Source organism: Nostoc sp. UIC 10890, from assembly GCF_054786515.1.
Genome location: NZ_JBSGKF010000001.1, coordinates 6,695,684 through 6,709,223, shown reverse-complemented (window position 1 = coordinate 6,709,223; position 13,540 = coordinate 6,695,684). Strand labels below are relative to the sequence as shown.

At 42.5% G+C, this 13,540-nt stretch carries 13 protein-coding genes; 4 read left to right on the top strand and 9 right to left on the bottom strand.

The features are described from left to right. Positions 1–71: 71 nt before the first annotated feature. Positions 72–788: a biliverdin-producing heme oxygenase gene (locus tag ACWATR_RS27690; protein WP_460339291.1), complete on the bottom strand. Its 717-nt coding sequence runs from the start codon at positions 786–788 to the stop codon at positions 72–74. A gap of 937 nt (positions 789–1,725) precedes the next feature. On the opposite strand from ACWATR_RS27690, the gene ACWATR_RS27685 reads away from it, so the two are divergent. Further along, a complete protein-coding gene (locus ACWATR_RS27685; RefSeq protein ID WP_460339289.1) occupies positions 1,726–4,014 on the top strand; it encodes a DUF1796 family putative cysteine peptidase in 2,289 nt (762 codons plus the stop codon). A gap of 327 nt (positions 4,015–4,341) precedes the next feature. Here ACWATR_RS27685 and ACWATR_RS27680 read toward each other — a convergent pair whose 3' ends face one another. Next, complete coding sequence (locus tag ACWATR_RS27680) at positions 4,342–4,794, bottom strand: DUF1392 family protein (protein WP_460339287.1); 453 nt, start codon at positions 4,792–4,794, stop codon at positions 4,342–4,344. Between the two features lie 394 nt (positions 4,795–5,188). Here ACWATR_RS27680 and ACWATR_RS27675 point away from each other — a divergent pair, with 394 nt between their 5' ends. Further along, the gene (locus tag ACWATR_RS27675; RefSeq protein ID WP_460339285.1) at positions 5,189–5,335 is read left to right on the top strand and encodes a hypothetical protein; all 147 of its coding nucleotides are present in this window, start codon (positions 5,189–5,191) and stop codon (positions 5,333–5,335) included. A gap of 53 nt (positions 5,336–5,388) precedes the next feature. On the opposite strand, the gene ACWATR_RS27670 is transcribed toward ACWATR_RS27675, so the two are convergent. The 6 genes from ACWATR_RS27670 to ACWATR_RS27645 all read right to left on the bottom strand — a co-directional run bounded on the left by ACWATR_RS27670 (position 5,389) and on the right by ACWATR_RS27645 (position 9,997). Further along, positions 5,389–5,664 (bottom strand): HU family DNA-binding protein, encoded by a 276-nt coding sequence (locus ACWATR_RS27670; RefSeq protein ID WP_460339283.1) that lies wholly within the window; start codon positions 5,662–5,664, stop codon positions 5,389–5,391. Positions 5,665–6,011: 347 nt separating this feature from the next. Beyond that, positions 6,012–6,197, bottom strand: coding sequence for a hypothetical protein (locus tag ACWATR_RS27665; protein WP_460339281.1), 186 nt, complete (start codon positions 6,195–6,197; stop codon positions 6,012–6,014). Between the two features lie 29 nt (positions 6,198–6,226). Continuing rightward, a complete protein-coding gene (locus tag ACWATR_RS27660) occupies positions 6,227–7,216 on the bottom strand; it encodes a helix-turn-helix domain-containing protein (protein ID WP_460339279.1) in 990 nt (329 codons plus the stop codon). Positions 7,217–7,608: 392 nt separating this feature from the next. Beyond that, a complete protein-coding gene (locus ACWATR_RS27655; protein ID WP_460339277.1) occupies positions 7,609–8,169 on the bottom strand; it encodes an HdeD family acid-resistance protein in 561 nt (186 codons plus the stop codon). Positions 8,170–8,787: 618 nt separating this feature from the next. Next, a complete protein-coding gene (locus tag ACWATR_RS27650; RefSeq protein ID WP_460339276.1) occupies positions 8,788–9,162 on the bottom strand; it encodes a hypothetical protein in 375 nt (124 codons plus the stop codon). 229 nt (positions 9,163–9,391) lie between these two features. Next, a complete protein-coding gene (locus ACWATR_RS27645; protein ID WP_460339274.1) occupies positions 9,392–9,997 on the bottom strand; it encodes a YdcF family protein in 606 nt (201 codons plus the stop codon). A 248-nt stretch (positions 9,998–10,245) separates the two neighbouring features. Between ACWATR_RS27645 and cbiE the strand changes: the two genes are divergently transcribed. Together cbiE and ACWATR_RS27635 are read left to right on the top strand one after the other, a co-directional pair. Next, on the top strand, positions 10,246–11,463 hold the full coding sequence (cbiE, locus tag ACWATR_RS27640; protein WP_460339272.1) for a precorrin-6y C5,15-methyltransferase (decarboxylating) subunit CbiE: 1,218 nt from the start codon (positions 10,246–10,248) through the stop codon (positions 11,461–11,463). A gap of 350 nt (positions 11,464–11,813) precedes the next feature. Then, positions 11,814–12,782: a tetratricopeptide repeat protein gene (locus tag ACWATR_RS27635; protein ID WP_460339270.1), complete on the top strand. Its 969-nt coding sequence runs from the start codon at positions 11,814–11,816 to the stop codon at positions 12,780–12,782. A 59-nt stretch (positions 12,783–12,841) separates the two neighbouring features. Here the strand turns inward: ACWATR_RS27635 and ACWATR_RS27630 are convergent, their stop codons facing one another. Then, positions 12,842–13,432, bottom strand: coding sequence for a DUF411 domain-containing protein (locus ACWATR_RS27630; protein WP_460339268.1), 591 nt, complete (start codon positions 13,430–13,432; stop codon positions 12,842–12,844). Between the last annotated feature and the right edge of the window lie 108 nt (positions 13,433–13,540).

The following is a 13,540-nucleotide window of genomic DNA, read 5'->3' as shown; positions in this document are numbered from 1 at the left end:
GGGGAAGCAGAGGAGCAGGGGAGAATAATAATTCCTGACAAATGACCAATGACAAATGACAAATGACTAACTTAATTAGCCGCAGCGATTTCAGTACTACCTGAATTTTGAGGACGAGTTAGGCTATTAAACAGGACTTGACCGAGTGCTTTGATTAAACTTCCTTCTAACTCCTGAGCCATCTGTAAGTTCAACGCAAAGGCAGTATTCGCTTCTGCAACAATCCGTTCTGCTGTTATATCATCAACGGGTAATGCATTTAATGCCTGACGATACTTATCCTTAAATGCTTTTTTATCAGGAATTTGCTCAAAGTTGTAAAAGGATGTGCCTTCATAGCCAGAAAGCTTCAAGGCTGACTGAGCAACTTTTTGTAGCATTTGACCCCCTGAGAGATCCCCCATGTAGCGAGTGTAGGCATGACCTAGCAATAAGGCTGGTTCACTAGCAGAAATTTCCCGAATGCGATCAATGTACTTTTGGGCAGCAGATGAGTGTGTAACCTGCTCTCTCCAGTTATCCCCATAATAGAACACCATGTCTTTTTCGAGCGAGGATTGGCGATTAAGTTCGGGAAAGTAAACTGCACTAATCACAGGATGCTCTACATGGCTCTCTAATGCTGCTTCTAGTTCGCTGTAGATGTAATACAAGTTGCTTAAGAACTTGGCGAAGCAGTCTCTATCCACAACTCCTTGCAAAAAACATTTCATGAATCCCACATTTTCTGCTGATGTGTGGGCTTGTTGAGTTCCAGAGCGCAGTTTGATGGCTAGATTGCTACTCATTGTTGCTTCCTTCATTGTTCAAGTGCAAGGCTTCTGGGCAGTCACCGACTCAGGATGCCTACCAGGGCCAACTAAAAAATTGTTATTCTAGGTTTATAGAGAATCTGCATCACTCTATCCAGCAAATACCACTGCCGATGCAAATCCCAGCTATTTTATTTCTCCTAAAATTATTTAACTATTAATAGTTCTATAACTATTAAGTTATTAATATTTATTTATTGTTTGACAGCTATTTGTTGAGAAAAAAGGCAGGAGGTTAGGAATATCAATTGAAACTTTAGTTCTGGGTTATTGCCCAGTTCATAAAAATAATTATACCGAGACGCGCAGCGCTTACGGCGGTAAGCTACGATCACCAATTGTCAATAGAAGGCAGAAGGCAGGAGGCAGGAGGCAGAAGGAGGAAAAAGCCACCCCACAAGAGGTGGGGCTTGAACCTTCCCCCAAAAAATGTTAATCGCCCACAAGGGGCGGGGCTTGAACCCAAGCATTTTTCTTTCCCTGTGCCCTGTGCCCTCTGCCTTTCTTCGTAAAATTCTGCCAAAAACTACCCTTGATAACCTCCATTTTTGGCATTTTTGGGTATCTATTGCAGACTTACCTAATCAAACCCGTTGATGCTGATTCAACATCTCCAAAAATAAAATAGGAAAAATTTAACTTAACCTTATCCTTTCTTTGATTTATTCTTAGTTGTGCCAAGACTTTTAATACAATATAGTTTACTTAAACAGTATTAAATCTTCTATAAAAATCCAATTTAATTTTTGAAAAACTTTACTGCTGTTAGCTTTGAGTGATACAAATCAGAGCTTCAGTATACTTAATAAGATTAATACCGACTTATTAAGAGTTCTATGTGATATTGTCAAAACAGGTTTAAGGATTCAGTCTGACTGTTTGGTATCGTACTTACTAAATCAGGATAAACTCTATGTATCGATTCCAGATCAGTGCATACACTCAAACGGGCGAATCCATTGGTTTGGTCGGTTCGAGTCCAGAGTTGGGATTGTGGGACATCACCAAATGTGTCCATTTGCGTACAAGTGGCGATCGCTATCCTTTATGGTGGACAGATATAGAAATTGACATTCAGCTGCCTTTAGAATCAGGCGATGGACAGAGAGTTGAATACAAGTATGTGCGCCTCGATGCAAACGGCAATGTCCGATGGGAGAGTTTACTAGATACAAACCGCTGGATTCCGATTGATCCTAACGATGATTCCAGCACAATTATTGTGGATGATGGCGCATTCGGTTATTTACAACCTTACCCCTTTGGATACATTAATCAGCCGGCTGTCAGAATGCCCGTGGAAGAAGAGGCTGAAAGACTCAAAATCGTGGTCATTGGCAGTTCCGTCGCATTAGGTCATAAAGCCTGGTTTCTGAAAGGTTGGGTCTGGCTATTGGCACAGGCTTTAGAGCAAAAATATGGGCATCAACTCGTGAATGTGTCGGAAGTGGGGGCGAATGTCAGCAGAACGATCGCTCGATTTGGGTCAGTTGTCACCCCAGAACAACCGGATATCGTGATTATTGCCCTATCTCTGGGTAACGAAGGATTAGCCTACTGTCACCCTTACGAACGGCGGGCAGTACAGCGGCGGTTTGAAAGTGGCTTGCAGCAGTTGGTGAAAATGACACGCGACATCGGGGCTATTCCGATTTTGGGCGGTGTCTATCCCAATGGCGACTATTCTCTAGAACATTACTGGCTGATGCAAGACACACACAAGCGAATGCTAAGTTGGGACGTAGCCGTACTAGATTGGTTGGCAGTCGTGGATAATGGGCAAGGACGATGGAAAGCGGGGACATCCTTCGACCCGGCTCACCCAAATACGATCGGTCACAGCCTGATGTATCAGCAGATCGATCAGCATCTATTCGATATCGACAAAGACGAATTGGCAAAAGAAAAACAACGCTTCCAGCAACCGAATGAATTTGCCATCTACTTTGACACTGTAGGTTTTCATGTCTCTGTCTGTATCGAAGAGAAGCGTTTACGGATCATTAATCAATCACAATACAACTACACGATCGCTCCCTATTGGCAGGAATTGCAAACTGCACTGCAAAGTCAGGCAAGATTGATACCAGGTATTTACATTGCGAAATCTGTGAAGCCAGGGACACTTCCCTTTTTCGCTGTGCAAGAGGATGGCGCGATCGCAACCACATTAGACATTCCCCCTAGTGCCGATCTAGAATATAGCGCCGCCTTCAATCTCTTTTCGCCGAACAACTCACAAGTTTTGTTCTATGACGGGCATCTGGGGATTTTGCAAGCGGACGAACGCCACCTCTGGGTGATCAACGAATCAGAAAATGAATACAACATCCAACCCATGTGGACAGAGGTTTGCAACGCACTTAAAGCCATGCCATCGGGTGTCTATGAAGATCCGCTTTATCCCGATGCCCCCTTTCGCACCTTGATGATTGGTAACGATGGGCTAGAAAGCCGGGTGAAAGTACCACCCAAGTCTGCGGTGTTTTTCCAATACAAATGTCAGTTATCGGATATCAAGCGTGTGGCGATTCTTCCCCTTGGCGATCGCTGTGCCGTCCGCATGATGTTGTACAAGATGGAGTACGATGGCCCTGCTTTTCCCTTTGATCTAACGCGCACCACTAATATTGCAGATGTTGCGGATGCGATCGCAAACGGTTTTTATGATATGTGGAACCCTGCCTTCCTGCACTACAGCCCAGATGCAGGCAGAATTTACCATAGTAAGTGGTCGGGTTTGTCTTTTGCCCATGAAGTTGAGGAGACAGACGACCCAATAAGCGATATGTCTCCCGTCCATGAACGGATACGCGTTCGTTACACAGCACGTTCTGAAAGGTTTTGGTACGCACTGCGGCACTGCGACAAAGTGCTTTTCGTCCGCACAGGAATTTGCGATCGCGGTGGCGTAATTGATCTGGTCAACAAGCTACAAAAACAATGTCAGGGGAAGCCATTTCATCTCCTGCTTCTTTCTCCCCAAAGCGATGATGAGTTTTTAGACCTCCCCAATGTGCTGCACTACAATGTCGAGTTTAATCCCGATCGTATGTATGACGATTTGGGACACTGGATGTATTGTACAGAAGTGATGCGAGGAATTCTAGAATCCCTTGATGTGTCCAGTAAAAACCTCTTTTGGTGCCCACCCAAACCTGCGAAGGGGTGGGAAACTAGTACCGCAAGGCGTAATTCGTAATATCAAGTTCGGATAATTACTTGTAATAAAGTTGGAATCGTTGCAGTGCATCTATCCTAGTATTAACTAGATATCCAAACGCTGAAATAGAGCTTTGGAGCATGGACAAGCAGACGCTCGTGACGCTCGATAGCGCAGCATTAGCGACGTAGGAGCGTCTGACTCGCTATAGTATTGGACTTCATCCAACTCGTAGAAAATGCTGAAGATGTGGCTCAACCAATGGAAAATTCCCTGGATAGTGACGACATCTTAAACTCACTCAAAACCATGAGGATCGGGTGATAGTAACCTATAACCTTACTCTTGAATATCAAATGACAATAGTTATACACTAACATTAACTAAATCAACATCAGCAAGCCATATTGTTCTGCTTTGGGCAGACACTTCTTCTAAAATTGGAGAGCGCCACTCTACCCCATAAAGCCAATTATCTTTGAGGCTAAAAATTCCTTGAATAACACGGCGTGTCGGCTGTTCACCGAAATCAACCTCAACTATGTCCCCCAATTTAAAAGCTGGAGTAGAAACAGTGGACTTTTCTAGTAGATTTGTTCTATGAAATTCTTGTTCAGTTAAGTAGAGAGTTTCATTCTGGCAAACAATTGCATAAATCCATTCCTGTCTTTCCCACTGAACACCACAGCAGTAGCCTGACAAATCCGAGATTGACAACAAAACTTTTTCTAACATTTTCGCTGCTAGGGGAGGCATGGACTGGCCCCATTCAGGAGAAATATGCCAACAGGATTCTAATGCGGTAATTTGGTTAATCATCTGGGAATGTAGTTCTCTTTTTTATACATACACTCCCAAGCAACAGTCTAATCCGGAATATTATTCAAAATAACCCTCTTGTGTCACTTGCTGTAAACAATAATCGGAGCGAAACTCTGAAAATTTGATTTGTTGACATACTTCCCCGAATGCGCTTTGCTAAATTCGGGGGATTCTAGCTTTAAACAGCAATTGCAGTTTCATACTGTCTGACATCACCTAAGCTAACAGTCGATGCCCCGACTGTGTAAATGATATCCATGTCTGCCAAAGTCCCGTAACTGGATGCTGAACAATCCCTGTGGTCAGTTCATTCTCTTCAAGCACTGATTTTTTCTTTGGGTCACCGAATCCTTTAAACATGACTTTCTTCAGTAAACGCTATCTTTTCAGAATGCCCAAAAAAAATGCAGCGATCGCGCTTTTTTTACATCTGCAATTCAACGCCATATCCTGTCTTTATAAGAGCGATGGCTGCGCCAACACCTGCCTTCTTGATGCCCGAACGCGAACAGCGTCTCCTTTAGGAGAAGGGCTGTAGGGCGAACGCTACAGCTTTGCAGTGATTGGATTGCTAGTGGTAAAGCAATTCATCTATGGTGCTACTTTTTCTTTAAACAGCTTTCCAGCAGAAAACGCAGGCACTTTGGTAGCTGGGATAGTCATTGGCTCATTGGTTTTCGGATTACGCCCTTCGCGCTCCGAACGTTCACGCCGCTCAAATGACCCAAACCCTATGAGCGTTACCTTATCCCCATTCGCTACAGCTTCGGTAACAACTGACAAAAAAGCACTAATCACTTCATCAGCTTGCTTTTTTGTGATGTTGGTCTTTGCTGCTACAACATCCACTAATTCGCCTTTGTTCATAAATAAATCGCCCTGAAACATTGCAAGTAATCGAAATCTAGCATTATTACCTCTTATTCAGAAAGGGGAAAAGGAATAATTTTCTAGCAACACGCAAAAATTAACAATGCACGACTACTACTTAATGTAAGTGGAAGTTACCAGTCTACTGAAGTACACAACTTGTTACTTTTGTAGGCGCTCGTGTTTATGAATTGTGAATATCCATTCGTCGGATTAAGGCATTCTCAATAGTGTAAATATGCTGAACCATTTGGTTGCGGATCAAGTTTCCATCTAAGCCCTGCACTACTTGATGAACATAGACAATTACTCGCCCACTCTCATCGGCTTGAAAGCTTGTAGATTCAATAGTTTGGGTTATGTCTACGCCCCGCTTTGAGAGCGATCGCTACATTCTGACTGTCTACAGAAAAATTACGGCAATTTTGGGGGCGTAGGCGGCTGAAAACGTCTATACTAGTGCCTTGTACAGCATTGTAGATATTCAGAAGATACCGCTTAACGGTTAAAATTGGCAGCGTAGCCCACACCAGAGTCGTTATCAGGCAGGTGCAGTTCGTTAATATAATCCTTCTGGTGGGGAAATATCAGATCCGACAGCCACACCAGTGTTAGTAGATTTAATCCCTGGTTTAACAGTAGGGGATTGTTGTTTTAACGATTGTAAAACAGAAGAAGAGTTATCTTGCTCAATTGACATATTGGTATTTGCTTGTTGCTGGGACATGAAAGCTAATCCTCCCATTGCACCAGCAAGAAGAACTGTATAACCTACATATAAATGCGTCGGACGAATTTCCAATCCCATTCCTTTTTTAGATTGATCCGAAAAGGGCTGAGTTACTGGTATAGCTGCTTTTGCTGGCAAAGAAGCAGCTAAAGCAACACCATTAAGTCCTAAAGCATCTCCATAACGTCGGATAAATCCACGTATAAAAATGTCATCCGATAATTCTTTCCAGTTGCCGCTTTCTAATGCCTCTATCAGCTCCGTTCGGATATGAGTGGAAAGCTGGATGTGATCCAAAGAAAGCCCTTTGGATTGACGGGTTTTTTGGAGTTGTTGCCCGATTTGACGTAGGCACACCATGCGTTGTTGGGCTGCAAGTTCAGCAAGTTTTGCAAGTTCTGCTTGAGAAATTCTCTGATGATTTAGCAATTGTAGTGGTTTTTTCCACAGCGAATTTTCTGCTGTATTTTTAGAGGGTTCTTCCAGGAGAGTGCAATGCTCCTGCTGTATCTCTGGTGAAGAATTGACTGTTTCTGTAGCTTGCTTGGTATCTGTAGCTGTTTCAACTTTTTGAGATTGTTGGGAAAATTGTCGAAATGCTAAACCGATCGCTTCTCTACCTACGGCTTTTAATAAATCTTGAGCCTGATCTGTTTGTTCACCTATTAACTTCTGCACAATCGCTAAAGCACGTCGATAAACTCCGCTACGATGCAGTTGTACTTCTATTTCTCCTAAAAGCGATCGCAACTGATCTTGAGAAATTTCAATATTCGGATTGTCTAGGAATTGCAAATAGTATGCAGGAGTAGTAACCATTGTGAAAGCCTTTTATATGAACTCAATCAAAGAAAGTTACAATTATATGTTCACTATTTTTCCTAACTTCACCTTTGCTTTCCGGATGTTAATTGTATAATTTAATTTTTTAATTGCTCATCAACACTGAAGCAAGGCAGTAATAACCGTAGTCATGATTGTAAAAATGATACTAGTATATTTTTGAGAAAAAACCTTGAGTGCGTAACAAGAGTAAGTTCTAGAAGTGCTGCAACGTCCTCTACCATTGTTCAGTAAATTACGTTAAAATACTGTCTATTTATTTTCTGAGATCGTTAGCCATTTTGGAGTATATGGAAGCAAATGAAGAGAAAAGCTCCATTTTCGAGCCAATTGCATTCTCTTTGCTAAATTTAGAACAATATTTGGTTTCAAGTTACTGCCTTACGGGTAGCAGTGGCAATCGACAGCAAAGATATACCACTAAAGATAAAACTAATACCAACATATAATCCAATTAACCAAAACGAGTTATTGGGCCAACTAGACCAAATAAAAATTCCTAGAATCAGGGTAATCATGCCATCCATTAATACCAGCCAGGACAAATTCCCGCCAGTACGTGCTTTGAAGCAAGCAATAATTTCAAAAATGCCCTCTACGATAAAAATAGTCGCTAAAACTAGTGTCAAGGTGAGTGCACCTGCTAAAAGATTGCCCAACAGAATTACACCTGCAATTATATAGAGAATCCCCACCAAGAGACTGAGCCAGAATCCACGAATCGGTTTAGATTGAAACGATTTTATGATCCGGACAATACCCGCAATCACAAAGAACCAACCGAAGACAGAAACCGAGACAATTGTTGCCACAACGGGCATCAGCATAGCAATTATTCCCAGAATAATCAGTATAATGCTGAGAACAATGATCCAGCCCGTGCTTTTGCGAATGGTTGCCTGAGTTTCAGGCGGGATATCGACCATCATAAGCTTTCTTCCTTAAGGTTTAGCTGCGGTTATAACTTATGATGTTTGCAATACCTTTCATCAAAAACCTGTACCCTAAGAAAGAACAAGTAGAAGCTCTCAAACGACTTGACGCTTGCGAGCGTCTTAGTTCCACAGATCAAGCGTGATAGTACGCTTGGGGGTCATGTCACCAACTAAATCCTCATTTCTTGTAGCCTACTGATGCGTAGGCGTAGCTAGCCGCAGGCATCGCTAAAAACCTCTGCACCGACTCCTAAGCGCCTACTCGAATACACCCGATTGATACGTAGACGCTTGGCGGTTCCCGTCGAGTTGAAACTGCACCAAGCCGGAGGGCTTGCCGTCAGGCATTGCTGAGGAAGAATCCCCTGTGTGGAACACAGTGGGAGAAAGTCAAACGAATCAGTGAATCTAAAGCACTTAACCCTCTTGTGTCAAACTAGGAGAACCCTATCGCTCTCAAACTTTTGAGAGCTTTATTTTCCAGTTTTTTGGGGAAAATTTTAGTTTCTAGAAGAAAATAAAGCTTTAAACCTTGACTAATTCAAAGTTTCAGAATTAGGCTTTGATAATTGTTTTCCAAAAGTGACACAAGAGGGTTAAGTACCAACATTCTTAGTTGAGTCTACAGCTTGCAGTAAGTTCTACATTGAGGAAAGTTCCTGAGCGGGGTGTAATTGAACGCAACTGCTGGATAAAACCATTAAATCTAGCATCAGTTATGCCGAACCCAGCTTCAGCACAAGCAGATAAACCCCCTTCAATGGGAATAGGAGCGCCTTCTCTTGGGCTATATACAATAAATTTATCAACGATACCAGTACCAACCGCAAACCCGATAACTTGGCGAACTGTTCGCAAAGCAACATTATCTAGCGAGCCACCTATACTGCCAACACTGATATTAACCGCACGACTTTCAGCCAATGCTGGCGCACTCATCGACAATACTGCCCCGACAATCATTAAACAGGTGAACTTATTATTCATTTTCTTTCCTCACTCGACTTAAACTTATGTATTTACAAAAACATAGACTCACTAAATAATATACGGACATTATCTGAAGATAATCATTTATTAAAGCAGGGTTTAAGAAGCAGCTTTTTGCCAGGTTTTATGCGGCTCACTCAAACTTGCTTTTGTTGTTGCGATCGCTTCTAGGGGGTACTTTGTGTCATCGCTCAACTAGGCAATTTTTAGTTGCAGTCTGCTAAAGCTAGATTTTAAACACTAGGTAGACAAAGTAAAAATAAGTTTCTCGGCTCAAAAACTCCATCTGACTTTGAAAACTGCGATAGCGGGTAGTTGGTGTGGGAGACGAATGTGCATCCATCCCTAAACCTCGTGCCATCAATACCGCTCGCTTCATGTGCAATGGATCGCTAACAATCAGAAACTTGGTTAATTGGTGAGCTTTCGCTACTTCTAAAGCATTTTTGAGGTTCTGGTGAGTTGTGCGAGATTGAGTTTCCGTGAGAATATCAGTAGCTTTTACCTGTTGCATGAGCGCATAATTTTTCCCAACTACAGCTTCAGCTGGTTCATTACTCTCGCCAACTCCGCCAGTAAATATGATCGTCTTAACATATCTATTTTTATATAAGTTAATGGCATGGTTGATTCGCTCTCTGAAAACAGGAGATGGTTCTTCTCCCCAAACTGCCGCTCCTAAAACAATTGCTGCATCTGCCTTGATATTATGACTACTGCTGCCATATAAATAAATACTTGAGGCTGTAGAGGCGATCGCCAGCAACAAGGCAGATATCAAAGTTACTGTCACCAAAATTAACCATTTTTTGGAAATTTTGTAATTGAGCATGGGGCGTTGTGCTATTTTGCATCTGCTTCAATTTACTTGTCCCAAGCATCATTGAGATATTCTTGGAGCCAGTTTGATAAATCCCGCATTTCACTTTCAGAAAGTTGCAGAATAGCAGCTTCTATTTCTGGGAGTGAGTTTATCCTGTTATCCTCAATCCAGCACTATGAACTATATTCTACCAAAATTGACGGAATAATTCAGAATTAGAATTAGTGTCAAATCTTAGTTATTAATCATGAATCAGCATGACAGAGAAATGGCTTTCTATCGTCGGCATTGGGGAAGATGGATTACAGGGATTAAGCGCGATCGCTCTTTCCCTAATCAATCAAGCTAAAGTAATTGTGGGAGGCGATCGCCATTTAGCAATGCTCCCTAAAGATGACCAGCGTGAAAAACTAGTCTGGACATCGCCTATTAGCACCTCTATAGAGGAAATCATCCAGCGTCGGGGTCAGTCAATCTGTGTACTAGCCAGTGGTGATCCTATGTGTTACGGCATTGGTGTCACCTTGATGCGGCGAATTCCCGTCTCTGAAATGACGATTATTCCCGCACCTTCAGCCTTCAGCCTCGCTAGTGCCAGGGTGGGATGGTCTTTAACTGAAGTGGAAACCTTAAGTTTGAATGGTCGTCCATCCTCCCTACTCCAATCTTACATTTACCCAAAAGCGCAGCTGTTGATTTTGAGTGAAGGGAAGGATACACCCGCCATTGTTGCTGAAATTTTGACAAATCGCGGCTACGGTGGCAGTAAAATCACCGTATTGGAGCGCATGGGCGGCACTCATGAAAGAATTGTGGAAGGTACGGCTGCGTCTTGGAGTGAAACTGAAGTTGCTGCTTTGAATGCGATCGCAGTTTATTGTATTCCTGATGCTGGGGTGATTCCTTTGCCAAGATTACCAGGATTACCAGATAACGCTTACCACCACGATGGACAGTTAACGAAGCGTGAAGTTAGGGCAGTTACCCTAGCAGCTTTGGCTCCCACACCGGGAGGATTATTGTGGGATGTTGGCGCGGGTTGCGGCTCAATTTCTATCGAATGGATGCGGAGTCATCCTCGGTGTCGAGCGATCGCGATCGAACAAAACTCCTCTAGACTACTATATATTGCTGATAATGCTGCCACTCTTGGTACTCCCAATCTGCAAATCATTGAAGGTAAAGCGCCCCATGCCCTGAAAGACTTGTCATCACCAGATGCCATCTTTATTGGTGGTGGGGTGACAGCAACGGGACTTTTTGATGTTTGCTGGGAAGCACTGCGTCCGGGTGGACGTTTGGTGGCAAATGTTGTGACGGTAGAGGGTGAACAAACTTTATTTCAATGGCATAAACGAGTCGGTGGCGATTTAACTCGTATTGCCATTCAGCGGGCGGAACCTATTGGTACATTTTTGGGCTGGCGAGCAATGGCGCCTGTGACACAATGGGTAGTTGTAAAGTCTGAAAACTAAAGTAAACAGTAGTCTAAATTTTGTAGCATACTATATTTAATAGGCTTGTTACTCAAGGACTTCCAACAAATAAATTATCCAATCTTGTGGGGTGGGTCGGAAAGCCCGCTTTTAGCTACGGGTGAAACACCAACTCCACAAAAAGTAATTGAGTATTTTTTTATTTGAAAGAATATAAATAAAATTCTTTTATACACAGTCAGGGCTGTGTATAAAAGAAAGTTTTTGAAGAACAATTTCTAGATTTTGAGAGAAGTTGTATCCATAAGTTGCACTGATCCTGTGCTGAAGTCACAGAAAATTGTATAATCGACAGCTTAATTAACCAAAAATTTTGTTTTCTATAGAAAATGACAGAAGTAATTAGATCCGGGAGCCTAAATAACATTGAGTCTATTGAGTTTGAAGAACAGTGCTTAGAAAAAGCTAGAGAAACAGACGATGCCTACGGCGGGCAAAGCCAACGCAATAGAGAAGTCATTTCTTTAGCAAGTTTGGGCAATGCTTACTACTCACGAGGCGAGTACCATCTGGCAATTGAGTTTTATCAGCAATGGTTGGATATAGCTAGAGAAATAGGCGATCGCGCAGGTGTTGCCAAATCTTTATCTGGGTTGGGTAACGCTTACCAATCACTGGGTAAATACCAGCGAGCGATTGAATTTTATCACCAGTGGTTGAGTATCACCAGAAAAATAGGCGATCGCACTGGGGAAGGTATTTGCTTGGGAAGTTTGGGTAATACTTATGAATACCTGGGTAAGTATGAGCAGGCGATAGAGTTCTATGAACAGTGGTTGAGTATAACAAAGAAAATCGGCGATTGGACTGGAGAATGCATAAGCCTAGGAAGTTTGGGCAATACTTATGAATCATTAGGGAATTACCAACTGGCAATTGAGTTTTACCAGCAATGGTTAGGGCTGGCAAAATTCATTAGCGATGGCAACAGCCAAGCCATGGCCTTGAGTGGTTTGGGCAGTGCTTATAAAGCTTTGGGAGAATACCAAAGAGCATTTGAGTTTTATCAACAATCATTAGAGATTAGAAGGGATCTCAATGACCAAAATGGGGAAGCAAACGCCTGGTTTAATTTGGGTTTGGTGTTAGAAAAAATTAATCGAGAATCAGAAGCGCTCAATGCCTTTTGCAATGCTCGTGAAATATATCATGTAATGGGACTTGATGAAAGCCTGCAAGATTGTAACCATGCAATTGAGCTTCTTTCTCAAAATGTTGCAACTTTCGCATCTGTCTTCTGGTTTGAAAGATGGTTAAATCATTTGTCGCGGTTGATCAAATCTGGTTCCAAACTATAAACAGTGCTGAATTACGAGTGCTGTTGGCCCCGCTACCGCTAACAACACTCGTAACTCACTCAAGACTCAGCACCATACTTATTAAATACTGCAACTGAGTCCTTGCGATCAAAGGAAAACACAGAAAACGGATCTTTTCGATTCCCCATCTCCATCCCAGGAGTACCTACAGGCATTTGAGGAACAGATAAACCAGCAACATTTGGCTTTTCTTGAAGCAGACGTTTGATGTCGTCTGCTGGGACGTGTCCTTCGATGACATATCCATTAACAATTGCTGTGTGGCAAGATGACAAGTTATCCGGCACGTTGTACTTTTGTTTGACTGTTTCGATGTTAGGTGTAGAAAAGTCTGTGATTTTAAAACCCTGTGCCTTTAAGTGATCAATCCACCCGCCACAACAGTTACAATCAGGACTGTGATATACAGTGGCATTGAGCGCTGCTAGTTTTAATGGTGTGTGTTTATCCTGGATAGGCGTAGTAGTACTTACTAGTTGAGCATTAGGAAAAACAGCTTGAGCATAACTCATCTGAGCAGTGCTTCCCAAAATGCCCAACACCCCTGCTGTTAGACAAATCATTACTACTACTCGCACAGCAGCACGTACCAAGATGGGCGGTAACCATTTTTGCCCGCAATAATTCAAAAACACTCTGCGTGCCTTTGCGCTTACTTTGCGTCTCTTTGTGTTTAAAAACACTGCGATTTTACGCAAAACTATACTATGTTCCATACAGCAAAAGCGATTCCTTAT